Below are 16,438 nucleotides of genomic sequence, written 5' to 3' on the forward strand. Positions count from 1 at the left end.
TTACAGGGTTTCCGGCTCAGAAACATGGAGAATTATCGCACTCCAGCATTGCCAGCGCACGATTGCTGCATGTAGCCTGGATTTTCCTGCGTTAAATCCGTCCTCGTTTTTTAAACCCACCCATGAGCAAGAAGAAAGCCGCCAAACCTGCCCCCAAGAAAGCTGCTAAGAAGTCTGCCCCTCAAAGCAAGGCGATCTTGACTGAAAACCGCGTCTTCAAGCCGAGCGCAGAATTTTCCAAAAAGGCCCGTATCGGCAGCATGGCGGAGTATCGCCGGATGTATGAGGAATCCATCAAGCAGCCGGATAAGTTCTTTGGCCGCGAAGCGAAGGAACTGACTTGGCAAAAGCCCTTCACCAAGGTGATGGAATGGAAGTGCCCGAATGCCAAGTGGTTCCTGGGTGGCAAGCTGAACGTCAGTGAAAACTGCCTGGACCGCCACCTGAGCGGGCCTAACAAAACGAAGGCCGCCCTGATCTGGGAAGGCGAACCCGGTGAGAAGCGTGTGCTGACCTATCAGCAGCTTCACCGTGAAGTCTGCCGCTTCGCCAATGTGCTGAAGCGCAACAAGGTCAAAAAAGGTGATCGCGTGATGATCTACCTGCCGATGATCCCTGAGGCTGCCATCGCCATGCTGGCCTGCACCCGCATCGGCGCGGTGCACAGCGTCGTCTTCGGCGGCTTCAGCGCAGACAGCATCAAGGACCGCGTGCTGGACTGCGGGGCTAAGATCATCATCACCTCGGATGGTGGCTACCGCCGCGGGGCGGTGGTGCCTCTGAAAAAGAATGTGGATGATGCGCTGAAGAGCGGAGAAACTGCAGTGGAAACCGTGATCGTCTTCCGCCGCACCGGTCAGGACGTGCATATCGAGGAAGGTCGCGATGTGTGGTGGCACCGTGAGCTGGAGTATGTGGATGCCCACTGCCCTGCGGCCTCCATGGATTCTGAGTCGCCTCTGTTCATCCTCTACACCAGTGGCAGCACCGGTAAGCCCAAGGGCATCCTGCACAGCACAGCAGGCTACCTGCTGCACGCGCAGATGACCTGTAAATACGTCTTCGACCTGCGGGCTGACGATGTCTATTGGTGCACGGCGGATGTCGGCTGGGTCACCGGCCACAGCTACCTCGTCTATGGCCCGCTGGCTCTGGGCGCCACCTCCCTCATGTATGAAGGGGCGCCGAACTGGCCGGAGAATGACCGCTTCTGGCGTATCATCGAGGAATACGCCGTCTCCGTCTTTTACACTGCACCGACCGCCATCCGCGCCTTCATGAAATGGGGTGATGAGTGGCTGAAGAAGCATGACCTCAGCAGCCTGCGCCTGCTCGGCACCGTGGGTGAACCGATCAACCCCGAAGCCTGGATGTGGTATCACACTCAGGTAGGTGGTGGTAAGTGCCCCATCGTGGATACCTGGTGGCAGACAGAAACCGGCGGTCACATGATCACCCCGATCCCTGGGGCCACTCCGACCAAGCCCGGCACCGCGACCCTGCCCTTCTTCGGCGTGGATGTGGCCATCGTGGACGACCTCGGCAAGGAAGTGGGTAAGGACGAACAGGGCAAGCTGGTCATCCGCAAGCCGTGGCCTTCCATGCTGCGTGGCATTTGGGGAGATAAGAAGCGCTACCAGGAAACCTACTGGAGTGAATTTGACGGCTGGTATTTCGCTGGTGACGGAGCCCGTAAGGACAAGGATGGCTACATCTGGATCATCGGCCGTATCGACGACGTGCTCAACGTGGCTGGTCACCGCCTGGGCACTGCCGAGGTGGAGAGCGCCCTCGTCTCTCACCCTGCTGTGGCTGAGGCTGCGGTGGTGGGGCGCCCCGATGAGATGAAAGGTCAGGGCGTGGTCTGCTTTGTCACCGTGAAGGAAGGGGTCGCCACCGGTCGCGAACTGGCGGATGAACTGAAAAAACACGTGCGCAAGGTCATCGGCCCTGTGGCCACGCCAGATGAAGGCCGCTTCGCCGCCGCCCTGCCGAAAACCCGTTCCGGCAAGATCATGCGTCGCCTGCTGAAACAGATCGCCGCCGGTGAAGTGATCAAAGGTGACACCACCACCCTGGAGGACCTGAGCGTCATCGCCCAGCTCGCCGCCAGCGGAGAAGATTGATCGTTTTACCCATTCTTCACGTTAACACTCATGCGGCTGGCAGATGATCCATCTGCCAGCCGTTTTTTTCATCCCACCCACGACTGTCTCCACCTTCGACCCCCATGCTTCGCCGCGCCTTTGTTCTCAGTTTCGCCACCGTTGGTTTGACCCTTCCCCTCATGGCGGAGGAAGCCACCGCACCCGTCACCACCACCGTGACCGTGGGGGAGCTGGTGACTTGGCAGCCCTTCAATGACCCGGCCTCCCTGGCCAAGGGCCAAACGAAGTGGCAGGCTGGCATCGGCAAGTGGGAGATTGCTGAGGGTGCGGTGCGCGCCACTGAGGAAGCTCCCTCAGAAAAGCGGCCGAATGGCCATGAAGCCGTGTGTGAGTATGTCTCCGAGCAGGGAGATTTCGTCATGAAGGGGGAGTTTCAGATCAACTCGGCCGCGCATGTGGGCTTCGTTTTCCGCGACAACGGCCAGCCCAACAATCACCAGGGCCGCATCATCGTCACCCCGACCTCCATCGAGCTGCACAAGATGAGCGGGATTTCTAAAACCACCCGCCGTGAAGTGCTCGCCTCCCTGAAAGAGCCGCTGGCTGCGGATCAATGGCACAGCATCGTTATCGAGGTCTCTGGCGACCACTGCCGCGCCGTTGTGGATGGCCAACAAACCGTCGAAGGTCGGCACGAACGTTTCCTGGCCCCCAAGGGCCGCATCGGTGTCGTCGCACGTGGTGACAGCGCTTTGTTTAAAAACGTCGGCATCTGGAAGGTCAACCCGAAAGTGAAGTGACGTGTTCTGGCTGTCTGGTCACGCCGCCTTGTTCTGCCTTTGGTGCATTTCAGAGAACTGACTGTGCATAACCATTCGAGCCAAAGATATTCTAGGCTCGAATGGTTTGGACGTTATTCCTTCACGCGCTCCAACTGGGCTCCGAGGGTGGCGAGCTTGTCGTCGAGGTGCTCATAACCGCGGTCGATGTGGTAGAGGCGGTTGACCTCTGTTTTGCCACTGGCGATGAGACCGGCCAACACGAGTGCTGCGGAGGCGCGGAGGTCACTGGCCATGACGGGGGCGCCTTTGATGGCGTGACCCCCACGGATGCGGGCGGTGGCACCTTGGAGGTCGATGTTGGCTCCCATCCGCTTCATCTCAGCCACGTGCATGAAGCGCTGGGGGAAGATGGTCTCGGTGATGGTGCTGACGTCATCAATGGCGCAGGCGAGCGCGCAGAACTGGGCCTGCATGTCGGTGGGGAAACCGGGGTAGCAGAGCGTGGTGAGGTCAAACCCCTTGGCCTTGGGGTTTGGCGCGATGCTGATGCTGTCCTTGCCGATCTCGATGGGGAAACCGCATTTTTTCAGAGCTCCTGTGATCTCTTTCATGTGCTCAGGCATGACACGCTTCAGCGTGATGCCTTCGCCAATCATGGCTCCAGCGCAGAGGAAGGTGCCGGCCTCGATACGGTCGGGGATGACGGTGTGCTCGGCCCCGTGCAATTCCTTCACGCCTTCGATGACGATGCGGTTGGTGCCTGCGCCTTCGATCTTGGCGCCCATCTTGATGAGGAAATTGGCCAGGTCTTCCACCTCGGGCTCCGCTGCGGCGCCTTCGATGATGGTGGTGCCTTTGGCCAGGGTGGCGGCCATCATGACGTTATCCGTGCCGAGCACGGTGGAGCCATGTTTGCCCATGAGGTTCATCGGGCCACCTTTGAAGCCTTTTTTGGCGTTCACGGTGATGTCACCTCCATCCACGGTGATCTGGGCTCCAAGGGCCTCCAGACCCTTCAAGTGCAGATCCACGGGGCGATCACCGATGACGCAGCCCCCGGGCAGGGAGACGACGCATTTTTTCAAACGACCGGTCAAAGGGCCGAGGACGCAGATGCTGGCGCGCATCTTCCGCACGAGGTCATAGGGGGCCACGGATTTGATCTTCTCCGCCTTCACCACCACCACGCCGCTGGCTCGCTCCACCTCAGCTCCGAGCTCGCCCAGGATGCGGACCATGTAGTTGGTGTCACTCAGGTCAGGCACACGACGGATGGTGCAGGTGTCTTTGGTCAGTAGCGTGGCTGCGAGGATGGGCAGGGAGGAGTTCTTGCTGCCGCTGATATTGACCCGGCCTTTGAGCGGTGCGCCGCCGTGAACGATGAGCTTTTCCATGTTGCCCGTCTAAGTGCGTCGCGGTGGCGTGGGTGCAAGCGCTAAGATGAGCCTCTTTTCGTGACCTCTCTCAAAAGCGACGCCCACGAGACCTGTCGCCAGAACAAGCACCGTGAAAGCTTGTCCCGAGCGACAGACCCCGCAGACACATGGCATTACCGCATCCAGAAATACTGGTTACACTTTTCTGACAAAAATTTTGGCTATTCGCTCAAAGGCCTTTTGGCGAAGACAAAACGCTCGATTCCGGCCAAGTCGGCACGCACTTCGGCCTGATGAAAACCGAGGCTTTGAGCATGCTCAGCGGTGGCGTGGCCTTGATCATGTCCCACTTCCAAAGCTACCCAACCAGATGGGGGCAAATGGGCGGGCGCATCGGTTAAAAAACGCCGGACGATGTCCAGGCCATCCGGTCCGCCATCCAGCGCCAGGATGGGGTCGCGCTGCACCTCACGGCTGAGGGCGGGGATCTCTCCGCACGGGATGTAAGGCAGGTTGGTGACGATGAGATCGAAGCTGCCGGTGATTTTTTCGAAGAGATCGCTGCGTAGGATCTGCACGCGGGTCAGGCCCAGACGCTCGGTATTCAAGCGGGTGAGGTCCAGGGCTTCCTCCGAGATGTCCGCCAGGACGACTTGACTCTCCGGCCAGGCGGTGGCGAGGCTGAGGCCGATGCAGCCGGACCCGGTGGCCATGTCCAGCACCCGCGCAGGTGGGGCCTTGCCATAGCGTTTGATCAGCAAATCGCAGAGATACTCCGTCTCAGGCCGGGGGATGAGGGCGCGGTGGTCGCTGACCAATTCCAGGCCGAGGAAATCCACGGTGCCGAGCAGGTGCTGCAGCGGCTCCCCCTCCGCCCGGCGTTTGGTGAGGCCGCGCAGTTTCTCCAGATCGGTTTCATGCAGGGCCTCGCCAAAGCGCAGATACAGGTCCAGGCGACGGCACCCAAGCACATGGGCGAGCAGGTGCTCCATGTTCAGTCGGGCTTCCTCGACGCCATGCTTCTCCAGGTAGCCAGTGCCAGCGCGGAGAGTGTCGAGGAGAGGTTTCATGAAGGGAGTGCCTCTCTTCATGCCGCAGGCGGATAGGCGATGCAAAAGCCTTCTGCGTTTTTCGGGGAATCCGATGCTGGAGGAACTTCGGATGAGGGGCTGAGGCGAGCGTGAAAATTAACGGGTAAAATGAGACCCTCAGGGCCTCCTCACCCTAACCCTGCCCCCAGAGGGGCGAGGGAACAATCAATTGGTCTGCTGCATTGAAGACCTAACGGCGTCCTCCCTCGCCCCGCGAAGTGGGGGGAAACCCGCGCAGCGAAAGGGCTGGGGAGAGGGGGAGTGTGATTTCACCCTCCGAAATTCCCTCCCGAGACCCCCAACAAAAACGGGTCCCGGCGGCAACCGGGACCCGTGGGATAAAGGTCGTTCTGGCGAAGGAAAGACTTACTTCTTCTTCGGCGGATTCAGCTCTTCAGCGGTCCACATGCCAGCCTTTTCTTTGTATTGGGCGCGCAGTTCGGTGATGGTTTTCGGCTCTACAGGGGAGGCGTTGTGTTCCCATTCACGGCGCAGGTAGGTGAGCACGCTGGCGATGTCTTCATCGGTGAGGTGCGGCAGCGGTGGCATGGAGAGATTCCAGGTGCGGCCAGAGACTTTTACCGGGCCTCCCAGGCCGTGCAGGACGATGCGTGCGGGCACATCCGGCTTGCCCAGCACCCACTCGCTATCCACCAGCGGCGGAGCCAGACCATCCAGGCCAAAACCATGCGGCTGATGGCAGGCGGCGCAGAGTCCGGCGTAGATGATCTTGCCTTTCTCAAACCGGGCCTGCTGAGCTTCTGTCAGAGGGACGATCTTCGGCGGTGGTGGGGCACCTTTTTTACCAACCCAGGCGAGGCGGGATTCGATAGCGGCAATGTTGGTGATACCGGTCTTGGTGGCAGCTTTTTTCAGCGTGGCTAGGGACTCAGGTTCCTTGTCCAGCCAGAGCAGCTTCGGTTTGACGGCGTTCTTACCGCTGCCGGTGGTGGAGAGGGCCTTGATGAAGTTACGCTGCACACTGCTGCCTTTGGGCTGGGCAGCGGCGACGGCCAGGGCTTCTTCGAAGAGTTGGGCCTTGTTCGCGGAGGCGATGAGATTTCCCAGCAGGCCAAAGACTGGGGTGGTGTTGGCTTCGGTTTCGGCATTGGTTTCAGCGGTCAGCAGTCCAGCAAAGGCGGCTTCACGGCCACGCAGACCGGTCATGGCACCTTCCGCCACGAGCGCATTTTTGCCACCGCCCAACGCTAGAAGTTTGGCTGTCGCCGCATCGGCATCGGGGAGGTTGAAGGAGGTCAGTTTGATGGCCAGTTGGGCCTGCACCAGCACGGCTTTTTCACCCGTCATGGCCAGCAGTTCGGGCGCGAGGTCGCGGCCAGCCAGACGCACAGCCGCGGCTTTCAGGGAGACATCGCTGTCTTTCAGAGCGCCACGGAGAACATCCGGCGTCAGCATGCCCAGGCCATCCAGCGTCCAGAGAGCGTGCAGGCGGGCCAGAGGCTTGGCCTCGGTGGATTGCACCAATTCAGCCAGGGCAGGGGCTGCTTTGGCATCACTAGACTCGACAAGCAGGCGCTGGGCCGTGTCACGCACCCAGCCATTGGCGTGGCTGAGCTGGGCGATGCGACCGGCGGTGTCAGTGGCGATCTTGGTGCCTGCGGGTAGGGTTTTACCCTCCGGCACGATGCGCCAGATGCGGCCTTGATCAAAGGGCTGGTCCAGCTTGCGAGCCTCAATGTTTGCAATGAGGTAGTGGGTGAGGAAGCTGCTGTGCTGGATGATGCCGCGATACATGTCGACGATGTAAACCACGCCATCGGGGGCATTCACCGCCTGCACGGGGCGGAAACGCTCATCGGTGGAGGTGAGGAATTCGGTGCCTTCCACGGCGTTTTTAGCGCTCAGGCTGCCGTCCTTCTCAGTGAGGATCATGCGCTTCACGATGTTGGCGGATGGCTCGGGAATGAAGGCATTGCCGTAGTGGCTGGCGGGGTAGGCTTCACCGCGATAGATCAGCGCTCCGCAGGTGGCGGTGGCCTTGGTCAGGGTGCCGTCTTCGCGCAGGGATTTGGGGTCGTAACCACGGTTCACGCCTGGGGTTGGGTGGCTTGGCCAGACGGTTTGATCCTTGGCCACCTGGAAGTTGATGGAGGTGGCATTGCGCAGCAGGGGATTGCGGCCAAAGGCTTCCGTCGGCAGCAGATCGCAGCGCAGGAGATCGGAGTTGTAGTTGAAATAGAGACGGCCTTGATCGTCCTGGCACAGGCCATACTGACCGCGACCCAGGCCGCTGTCCTTCAGCCACACTCCACCGCGCAGGCGGAAGCGGGTGGCGTATCCAGCGCTCCAGATGCTGTTATCCATGGCCCAGGTCGGGGTATTGGCCATGTGCTCAGGTTGTCCTCCGGCGGTGCCATAGTCGGTGGCGATCACTTCTTTCACATCGGCTTTGCCATCGCCATCGCTGTCCTTGTAGAAAAATAGGTTAGGCGGCACGGCGACCAAAGCACCGCCATTCACGGCCATCACCGAGCGTGGCATCACCAACTCATCCACGAAGACGGTGTCCTTATCCATGCGGCCATCGCCATCAGTATCTTCCAGCAGCTTGATGCGGCCAGTCGCCTCACCCTCGGTGGTGCCTTCCTTGTCGCGCATGTAGCCGCGCATCTCCACCACATACAGGCGGCCCTGGTCATCGAAACTCACAGCAATGGGAGCCTCGATCATCGGCTCGGCGGCGACGAGTTCGATCTTGAATCCCTTCTCGACCTTGAAGGTCTTCAGCGCTTCTTCGGGGGAAAGCGGCTCGGGTGGTGGCAGGTTGAATTTGATCTCAACTTCGGTTGGGCCGGCGTTCTTTTCGTGGAGCGCCAGCGCAGGCAGACCGAGCAGGCCTGCGGTGGCCGCTACCAAGGCGGTTTTTTTCAGGGTGGTGGAGGGCATGTTTAACAGGGTGGGGGGGAGGAATTAAACGCAGGGATTTACGGGCATTTCAAAAAAGTTCCACAAAAGCCCGACGAGAGCGCACAAGGCACCCAATGCTGGTGACATGGATACGGATGTTCCCCCCGGGGAAAGGGCACATCGTTCGAATCCACACTATGGGGAGAAGTGTGGGCGACCTCGTTGGGGAAGGTTGCGCCTGCTCCTCATCCTTTGTGAAAGCCCCGATGTTCTCCCTCAGATTCGGAGAGGCCAGCAGATTATGGCAAACCGTTTGCCATAATCTTCTAATCTGCTGGCTTCCTTGAATCTGCTGGAAATCACAAAGCGTGCTGACTCCACCCCTTTCATTTCAATGTCACTTGGGTATCAGGGTGCATTTCCCTGCGTTCGGCGGGTTGCACCCAGGCCGCAGCGGCGTATATCCATTTTCCCCCTTTCATGCCCATGCAGACTTCCTTTATTCCCGCCCTCGATGCCCTCCCAGAGCGCAAGTCGCCCCTGATGGAGAGGTTTTGGAGCCTGCTGGAGACGAAGTCGCCCTCGCAACTTGAGGCCATGGCGCGGGAGTCCCGCCTGATCACGCGGCGGAATTTCGGCCGCACGATGCGCCTGTTTGCCCCGCTGTATGTGTCCAACGAATGCGTGAACAACTGCTCCTACTGCGGTTTCTCCCGGGATAACACCAGCATCATGCGGGTGACCCTGACAGTGGATCAAGTGGTGCGCGAGGCACGCCATCTCACGGAGCTGGGTTTTCGTAATATCTTGTTAGTGGCCGGAGAGCATCCTCGCTTCGTCAGCGAGGGGTATCTGGAGGAATGCATCCGCGCCATCCGTGACTTCGTGCCCACCATCGGCATCGAGGTCGGCCCCATGGAGGCTCCGGAATACGAGCGCATGGTGAAGGCCGGAGCCGAGGGGTTGGTCGTCTATCACGAGACCTATGACCGCGCCATGTATACGGACATGCACACCGCTGGGCCGAAGAAGGACTTCGACTGGCGTCTGGCCTGCCCCGAGCGTGGCTATGAAGGCGGATTCCGCCGCATCGGCATCGGCGCTTTGTTTGGCCTCAGCGACTGGCGACTGGAAGCGCTGCGTCTGGCCGCGCATCTGGAGCATCTCTACAAGCACTGTTGGAAGTCCAGTTTCACCGTCGCCTTTCCACGCCTGCGTCCCGCTGCCGGGGGCTTTCAACCGCTGACCGGTTTCCCCGACTGGGCACTGGTGCAGACCATCTGCGCCTTTCGCCTGACTTTCCCTGAGGTGGGCATCGTGCTCAGCACCCGCGAGCCAGCCTCCCTCCGCGATGCCTTGGCTCCGCTGGGCATCACCACCATGAGCGCTGGCAGTCATACTGAACCCGGCGGCTACACCGGAGCCGGTCAAGATGACCTCCACCAGACAGTGCGCGGGCGCCGAGTGGAACTCGAAGCCAAGACCGAAGACGCAAGGGCCGAAGGCCAGTTTGGAATCGCCGATGAACGCAGTCCGGCTGAAGTGGCCGAGATGTTGCAGAAACAAGGGCTCGACGCCGTCTGGAAGGACTGGGACCCGGCGATTCTCACCGAAGGCGCTTTGGCGGCTTGATGCAGCAGTCTTCAGTGTTCGGTATTCAGTTTTCAGTATCCAGTTCCTCGATCATGACGATTACCCTCAATGGCCAGAAACATGAACTCTCCGCCAGCCAGCCACTGACGGTTCTGCTGGAAAGCCTGGGCATGGCGGGTAAACCTGTGGTGGTTGAGCTGAATCAGATGGCGCTGCTGCCCAAGGAGATCAGCTCCGCTCAGGTGAATGAGGGGGATGTGATCGAGATCGTCCAGATCACGGCGGGAGGGTAAAATCACGCTGAAAGGCGTTCACTGATCTGACGCACCCTGCTTCTGTAGAAACTCCACGCCATAGTCTCCGGCGGGAATCCAAAGATCCAGGCCTTCGGTGAAGGCGGTGCGATCCACCTGGAGCCAGAGGCTGGCCGGGGTATCGTAGGAGGCGATCGATGTCAGCTTGCCCGCTTCTGCATCGGCGAAAGCCAGCTCCAGATTTCCGGGGCTGCTGGCGACGAGGTGCCCTCGGGCCGCATGAAGCAAGGTCGGAGGGGCATTCGTGTTCCACGTGGCGGCTTGGCTGAGCTTGCCGCTGCTTTTGGCATAGCGGACGACGACGACAGCAGCACGTCCGGTCTCCCGCGTGAGATACAAGCGATCATCCTGGGCGGCTGCGGCTGAGGAGGCGGTGGTGCCGGTGATGTAGTTATCAAACTGACGGACGGAAACTCCATCATAGCCGCTCGCCTGAATGACGCGAGCAGGGGGGCTGTCTCGCCGTAGGGAAAGCTCCGTCTCCGTGAGCACGACCGCACCTTGATCATCGATATCGGTCACACTGAGCAATTGGCCAGGGATCGAGACAGGGTCCCTCAACAAGGGGGCTCCGCTGCGGCAGTCCACCACGTGAAGCCAGGAGCTGATCTCCCCCGGCTGGGGCCGCCAAGGAACACGCGATGGAGGCCCGAGATCGGAGCCTGAGGCGGCACCTGCGGAATCATGGCTGAAGAAGATAAAGCCCTCCTGGCTGATCGCTCTCGAGGTATGCAGCACGCGGCCTCGGATGCGCAGAATTTGAGGTTCTTCAGGACTGAGGCCGGTTTTGGTGAGGTGGACGGGGCACAGCACCATGACAGCGGATGATGCTGGGATGAGATCCTGGGCGGAAGGCTGGGCGGCGGCCACGGCGATGGGGCTGCTCCACCAGAGGCTGGGGTGATGCCGCGCGGGGATGAACCAGAGCAGGGTCTCCCGATGCAGTCGGAGAGGTTGGACGGCGGAGAGATCCACATCCCATTCATCCAGTCCCTTGAGCCGCTGCTCAATCGGCGGGTGGAGCTTGATGGCGGAGGGATCACTGAGATTCAGGGTCCAGGTCAGCAGGCGCGTTTCCGCTTCACCTTCCAGGCTGGCGGGCACCCATTGGGCAATGAAGACTTCATCATCCTGCTGGGTCATACCCACCACGCGCCCTGGGCCAAGGGGTAATTCCTGAAGCAGCATATCAGGGGCGGTGATCGGCGTCACCCGCACCCGTGCTTGGGACCCGGGGGCCAAGCCATCCTCCACCTGCAAAAGAATATCGCTGCTGGGGATGACGCGGTCGGTCCGCCAGCCCAGCGGTAAAGTCACCTGTGCCACCTGCGCCTCGGTTGCATGCTTGAGGATCAGGTCCTGGCCTCTGATGCGCACGTCATAGCCCAGCACCTGGGTGGCGGAGCGGAACTGAGGTTGATCCACGGACTGGCCTGCGGCTGAGCTGACAGGCACTTCATGCAGACGGACTTGACTGCCCTCCTTCACCCGGACCATCAGGTGGGTGTCCTGCGTCTGGAAAACGGCGCCTCCACCGGAGAACACCATGTCGCTCAGACGGGTCGGATTGGGCGGTTGGCTAAGATCCAAACGGGTGAGCAACGTGCGCAGGCCCTGTCCGGCTTTCTTGGATTGGCTCAGCACATGCAAATGTGGGCCGATGAATCGGCTGTCGGTGAGTCGGCCAGGGATGGTGAGTTCCTTGACGATTTCGGGAAGGCCATTGGTGATCTTCAGGAGGTAGAGCAGGATGCTGCCCTGGCGCTCCTTTGCAATCGAGCGACCGAGCAACATCACTTCGGTGCCCGCCTCATTCAGCGCCCACAGCTTTTCCCCCACCACGGGCAGACGAAGGGTGCCGAGTTTCAGCGGGTTGTCAGGATCTTTTAAATCCACCACCTGCAGGCCGCGATGATGGTGATAGACGAGCAGGGTCTCGCCTGCCAGATGCCAGAGGGAGTTGGCTTTTAGCGAGGGAGGTGAGACTGCGCTGGATGGGACGGGGGCCGCTTTCTGGGATCTCAGTCGATCCAGGGGCGGGTGGGCCGCAGTTTCCGCCGTCACTTCGTAGCGGGAGAAGGCCTGTTTGCCATAGGCGAAGCGGGAGGGGAACTTCGGATTTCGATAGCCGAGAACCCGCACATCTTCAGGACTCAGTCCGCTGGGTAAGACAAAGTGAACATCCCGCATCTGTTCACGGCTCAGCGTGCGTGGATAAAGCACCGAAAGGGGGCGCCAGCCTGAGCCGGAGCGTTTTTCCAGAACCACCTGATGATAACTCAGCGCCAGTGGCACCGAGAGATGGTCTGCGGGGCCGGTGGTGCGTAGCTCAGCCGCAGGCCGTGCGGGTAGGTTCGCCGCATGAACATGGACCTCCGACACGAGAAACATCGCGCAGCCAAACACGCTGAGGATGAGGTGAACGGGATTCACGACAAGTGGGGGGAGCTGCGTTTTACGAAAAAGCTTCCATAAAGGCAAGAATGAAAGGGCGACTGAGTGAAATACAAAATGAGCGGCCCTTGTGCGATCCATCTAGGTTCCATCCGCTCAGGAAGGCTTAGCGGTGACCTGCATGAAATGCTTGCCAAATTCGAGGGCGTTACTTGCAAATACTCTGCCTTGTTTCAAGTATTATTCTTATGGTTTGCTGCCAATCTGCCTGCTATTCGTTTCTTCCGATTTTCATCGCACTAATCCTTAGTGAGCCTTGCCTAGCAGTTCCAGCGGATCTGGATCCGACATTCAATAACGGAAATGTTCTACCTCTGGATGATGTGGGGTATTATCTCGAACCGTCTTATCATCTGATCCTCCAGTCCGATGGCAAAATTCTTGTGGCGGGGCAAAATGGCAGCCGCATCGGGATTCTTCGCCTGCTCCAAGGCGGTCAGTTAGATCGGGACTTCAGCACGGATGGCCGCACCCGCAGTTATTACGACGGGAGCTTGGCAGGAATCGCCCTTCAGAGCGATGGGAAGATTGTGGTGGGAGGCAAAGTTTCTAAAGATGGGGTGGAAGGGTTGGGTGGCTATCGGTTCCTTTCGAATGGCGAAGAAGATCTAGCCTACGGGCATTTAGGGCAGGCGATAAACCCTCAAACAGACGGGATGACCGCGAGCAGCATGCTGCTGAGAAAGGACCAGTCTCTAATCGTCGCGGGCACCACCTCGGGTTCCACCTACCGCTATGGTGGTCTCTGCCGATTCGCGACCGACGGGCAGGCGGACCCAACGTTCAATGATAGTCAGGGCTATTCCCTCACCCCGTTGCGCTACGAGCAGGTGGCTTATCAAATGCTAAACCGGCAGGACGGCGGTGTTTTACTGGCAACGAGCCCTTCCGCATACCTTCATGGTTTTCTTCCAGACGGAAGGTTGGATCTCGATTACGAAGCTGTGACTTTCACGACCGGACAAATCATAGGTGGGTTGCTCGCTGATGCAGGGGATGAAAAAGTCTGGTGTGTGGCGATGAATAAGCAGAGCAGCTACAACCAAAGCATTGGCTTGACGCGCTTGCTCTCCAATGGTCAGCCAGATGAGTCCTTCCATGGTGGTGAACCTGTATGGTTAACGGCCGCTGGCACTTACAATGAAGTACATGACATCGCCGTCCAACATAATGGGAAGGTTCTGCTGGCCGTCAGCACCGGCAATACCTATGTAGCTACCCAAGGAGCGATCCTTCGAGTGAATGTCGATGGGTCTCTGGACGAAAGCTTTAATGGCACAGGTAAGCTGGTGCTGGAAAACCAATCGCATCTGGATGCGGTGGCCGTGCAGAAAGATGGCAAGATTTTAGTCGCTGGCTGGGGAGGGCTACTCCGCCTGATGGGCGACCCCACAGTGCCGGAGATTGTGATCGAACAACCTGCTGGATCGGTCTTGGAGAGTGGGACATCGACATGCGTGTTTGCCCCGTCTTTGCCTAACGAACATTCTGTTCTGAATTTTATCGTCAAGAATCTCGGTGGCAATGATCTGACCTTGGAGGGAATCACTTTTTCAGGGCCTGATGCAGCTGATTTTGAAGTGAGCATTGCCCCTCAGCCCGGCACGGTTTTGCTAGGCGGACAGGAGAGCTTTAGCATTCGTTTTCATCCTTCGGTCGCGGGTTCTAAGCAGACTGTCATGCACGTTGCCAGCAATGCCGAGGATGCGCAGGATTTTACGGTCAATCTCACCGGACTTTGCTTATCGCCTGACGCAGACGACGATCATGATGGGGTGAGCAATGCCGCCGAGATCCGTATGGCGATGTTGGGATTTGATCCGCTGGTCGATTCCTCCGCTCTACGCACCTTACTTCATGAAAACGCTGCGGGAGCTGGATTGCTCAATGAGGCTGCCCTGGAGACTTTGGCGTTGAAAACGGTGCTCTTGCCCAAGGATGCTGAATCTGGACGATTCAAACTGCGTCTCTTTTTGGAGAGAAGTTTGGACCTCAGCACCTGGGTGCCCGTTGCAGGGCTCAATCCCCAGGTCGATGCGGAAAATGGTCGCATCGATGTCGAGATCGAGCCTGCTTCACAGACGTCGGCGTTTTTTAAGGTGTTAGGGGCGAAGCCCTGACGCGCCCTCAGCTTTTGAATCACTCCCTCTGTTTCGCTTGAGCCTTCCCTTTACCCTTGCCTTTTCCTGTGGCGGGGGCTTGGGGTTGTTCGTTGAGGGTCTTTTTGGCGAGGTCTGAGAACTGATCGGTCTGCTTCTGCCAGATGGCTTCCAGTTCCTTGACCTTGTCCGGCATCTTGGCGGCGAGGTTGTGAGCTTCCGCACGATCGGTGGAGAGGTCGTAGAGTTCCCAGGGATCACCCTTGGCGGCGACGAGTTTCCAGTCGCCCACACGCACGGCGCGGTTTCCTTCATGCAGCCACCAAAGGGAGTCTCGGGCGATGATCTCATCTTTGGCCAGAGCCGGGACGAGGCTTTTCCCAGGAGCTTCAGGGAGTGTTTCGTCTTGCCATGCTTTTGGTTTTTCGACACCAGCTACTTCCAGAACGGTGGGGACGATATCCACCACATGGGCAGGTGTATGACGGAGCTCACCATGGGCTTGGATACCCTGCGGCCAATGTGCGATCAGCGGGGTGCTGATGCCACCCTCATGCACCCAGGTCTTGTGCCGACGGAAGGGCGTGTTGCAGGCATTGGAGAAGCCTGGGCCGAGGCAGAGGTAGGTGGCGGCGCTGCCGGGCTCGGCTTTCGGATCATGGCCGCCATTGCGCACCATGATCTCGGCGCTAGCACCGTTGTCGGAGGCGAAGAAGATCAGCGTGTTCTCATAGGCCCCCATCTCGCGGAGTTGCTGGAGGATGCGGCCGATCTCGATGTCCATGCGATGCACCATGGCGGCGTGTATGGCCATCTTAGTGGCTTGAAAATGGCGCTGCTCATCCGTCAGATCATCCCAGGGCAGGGGACGATTGATTTCACCGGGACCGAGTTTTTCAAAAGCATCGGGAAAGTCATAGGGGGGACCGATATCGCGCTCCACGGCGGAGAGTTCGGTGTTGACGATCCCCATGTACTTCTGCCGCTGGTAACGGGTCTGCCGCATCTTTTCCCAGCCTGCTAGATATTTGTCGCGGTAAAGCGCGATATCCTCCGGCAGCGCATGCAGGGGGAAGTGGGGAGCGATGAAGGCCACGTAGTGGAAGAAGGGACTCTTTTGGTAGTTGGCCGCATGCTCTTTCAGACAATCAATGGCGTGGTCCGCCGTGGCGGTGGTGGCGTAGTAGCCCGTTTCATTTTCAGGTGGCACCACCGGCACGTCATCGAGGGCGTTGCCTTTCGAGCTGAAGAAGTTGCCCTGGTTACGCACATCGAGAGAGCGGTCAAAGCCGGACTGTAAGACGGGGCCGTCGATGTGCCACTTGCCGCTATGGTAGTTGCGGTAGCCCGCGGGTTTTAAATAGTCTGGCAGCAGGCGTGCCCAGGACTGACGCACGCCACGGCCTCCTCCTCCGAGGCCTGGTAATTCATCTCGATGGATCTGCTGGGCATAGTAACCGCTCATCAGGGCACCTCGGGTAGGCCAGCAGCGGGCGGTATTGTAAAACTGGGTGAAGCGCAGGCCCTCTTTAGCCAGGGCATCCAAATTCGGCGTGGCGATGTCTCCGCCATAGCAACCGAGATCCGAATACCCCAAGTCATCCGCGAGGATGAACATGACGTTAGGCCGGTCGGCCGCCACGCTGAGGCTGGTGAAGAAAACGAGTGAGAGTAAGCAACGCATGGTTGGAGCTTTCAAAGCAACGATGAGATTTAAAGCACTCAGCCCACGAGCCTGAGGCTGTGGGTTTGT

9 protein-coding genes and 2 pseudogenes are annotated in these 16,438 nt (G+C 59.3%); 5 read left to right on the plus strand and 6 right to left on the minus strand.

Going from position 1 to position 16,438, the window contains the following annotated elements; all coding sequences use genetic code 11:
- The first annotated feature begins 122 nt into the window (after nucleotides 1-122).
- Together acs and B5D61_RS01575 are read left to right on the plus strand one after the other, a co-directional pair.
- The gene (acs, locus tag B5D61_RS01570; protein ID WP_078811535.1) at nucleotides 123-2,126 is read left to right on the plus strand and encodes an acetate--CoA ligase; all 2,004 of its coding nucleotides are present in this window, start codon (nucleotides 123-125) and stop codon (nucleotides 2,124-2,126) included.
- A 104-nt stretch (nucleotides 2,127-2,230) separates the two neighbouring features.
- A complete protein-coding gene (locus B5D61_RS01575; protein WP_078811536.1) occupies nucleotides 2,231-2,908 on the plus strand; it encodes a 3-keto-alpha-glucoside-1,2-lyase-like domain-containing protein in 678 nt (225 codons plus the stop codon).
- Between the two features lie 113 nt (nucleotides 2,909-3,021).
- Here the strand turns inward: B5D61_RS01575 and murA are convergent, their stop codons facing one another.
- From murA to B5D61_RS27175, 4 genes and pseudogenes are all read right to left on the minus strand, one after another.
- The gene (murA, locus tag B5D61_RS01580) at nucleotides 3,022-4,284 is read right to left on the minus strand and encodes a UDP-N-acetylglucosamine 1-carboxyvinyltransferase (protein WP_078811537.1); all 1,263 of its coding nucleotides are present in this window, start codon (nucleotides 4,282-4,284) and stop codon (nucleotides 3,022-3,024) included.
- A 203-nt stretch (nucleotides 4,285-4,487) separates the two neighbouring features.
- Nucleotides 4,488-5,336: a peptide chain release factor N(5)-glutamine methyltransferase gene (gene prmC, locus B5D61_RS01585; RefSeq protein WP_078811538.1), complete on the minus strand. Its 849-nt coding sequence runs from the start codon at nucleotides 5,334-5,336 to the stop codon at nucleotides 4,488-4,490.
- 387 nt (nucleotides 5,337-5,723) lie between these two features.
- Nucleotides 5,724-6,044 (minus strand): annotated as a pseudogene (locus B5D61_RS27170) (c-type cytochrome); the annotation flags it as partial.
- A 960-nt stretch (nucleotides 6,045-7,004) separates the two neighbouring features.
- Nucleotides 7,005-8,264: pseudogene (locus B5D61_RS27175) on the minus strand (PVC-type heme-binding CxxCH protein); the annotation flags it as partial.
- Nucleotides 8,265-8,711: 447 nt separating this feature from the next.
- On the opposite strand from B5D61_RS27175, the gene thiH reads away from it, so the two are divergent.
- Both thiH and thiS read left to right on the plus strand, forming a co-directional pair.
- The gene (gene thiH / locus B5D61_RS01595; RefSeq protein ID WP_078811540.1) at nucleotides 8,712-9,857 is read left to right on the plus strand and encodes a 2-iminoacetate synthase ThiH; all 1,146 of its coding nucleotides are present in this window, start codon (nucleotides 8,712-8,714) and stop codon (nucleotides 9,855-9,857) included.
- A gap of 53 nt (nucleotides 9,858-9,910) precedes the next feature.
- The gene (gene thiS, locus B5D61_RS01600) at nucleotides 9,911-10,111 is read left to right on the plus strand and encodes a sulfur carrier protein ThiS (protein ID WP_176159164.1); all 201 of its coding nucleotides are present in this window, start codon (nucleotides 9,911-9,913) and stop codon (nucleotides 10,109-10,111) included.
- An 18-nt stretch (nucleotides 10,112-10,129) separates the two neighbouring features.
- Here thiS and B5D61_RS01605 read toward each other — a convergent pair whose 3' ends face one another.
- Entirely contained in the window at nucleotides 10,130-12,565 is a 2,436-nt protein-coding gene (locus B5D61_RS01605) for an LVIVD repeat-containing protein (RefSeq protein WP_139372993.1), read from the minus strand.
- A 209-nt stretch (nucleotides 12,566-12,774) separates the two neighbouring features.
- Between B5D61_RS01605 and B5D61_RS01610 the strand changes: the two genes are divergently transcribed.
- A complete protein-coding gene (locus B5D61_RS01610; RefSeq protein WP_078811543.1) occupies nucleotides 12,775-14,706 on the plus strand; it encodes an Ig-like domain-containing protein in 1,932 nt (643 codons plus the stop codon).
- 19 nt (nucleotides 14,707-14,725) lie between these two features.
- On the opposite strand, the gene B5D61_RS01615 is transcribed toward B5D61_RS01610, so the two are convergent.
- Nucleotides 14,726-16,369: an arylsulfatase gene (locus tag B5D61_RS01615; RefSeq protein ID WP_078811544.1), complete on the minus strand. Its 1,644-nt coding sequence runs from the start codon at nucleotides 16,367-16,369 to the stop codon at nucleotides 14,726-14,728.
- Between the last annotated feature and the right edge of the window lie 69 nt (nucleotides 16,370-16,438).

Source organism: Prosthecobacter debontii, from assembly GCF_900167535.1.
Taxonomy (GTDB): Bacteria; Verrucomicrobiota; Verrucomicrobiia; order Verrucomicrobiales; family Verrucomicrobiaceae; genus Prosthecobacter; species Prosthecobacter debontii.

What these genes read in the sequence shown, in the direction of transcription:
- acs (WP_078811535.1), top strand. Translation starts at nt 123, where the DNA reads ATGAGCAAGAAGAAAGCCGCCAAACCTGCCCCCAAGAAAGCTGCTAAG.
- B5D61_RS01615 (WP_078811544.1), bottom strand. Translation starts at nt 16,369, where the DNA reads ATGCGTTGCTTACTCTCACTCGTTTTCTTCACCAGCCTCAGCGTGGCG.
- thiH (WP_078811540.1), top strand. Translation starts at nt 8,712, where the DNA reads ATGCAGACTTCCTTTATTCCCGCCCTCGATGCCCTCCCAGAGCGCAAG.
- prmC (WP_078811538.1), bottom strand. Translation starts at nt 5,336, where the DNA reads ATGAAACCTCTCCTCGACACTCTCCGCGCTGGCACTGGCTACCTGGAG.
- murA (WP_078811537.1), bottom strand. Translation starts at nt 4,284, where the DNA reads ATGGAAAAGCTCATCGTTCACGGCGGCGCACCGCTCAAAGGCCGGGTC.
- B5D61_RS01610 (WP_078811543.1), top strand. Translation starts at nt 12,775, where the DNA reads ATGGTTTGCTGCCAATCTGCCTGCTATTCGTTTCTTCCGATTTTCATC.
- thiS (WP_176159164.1), top strand. Translation starts at nt 9,911, where the DNA reads ATGACGATTACCCTCAATGGCCAGAAACATGAACTCTCCGCCAGCCAG.
- B5D61_RS01575 (WP_078811536.1), top strand. Translation starts at nt 2,231, where the DNA reads ATGCTTCGCCGCGCCTTTGTTCTCAGTTTCGCCACCGTTGGTTTGACC.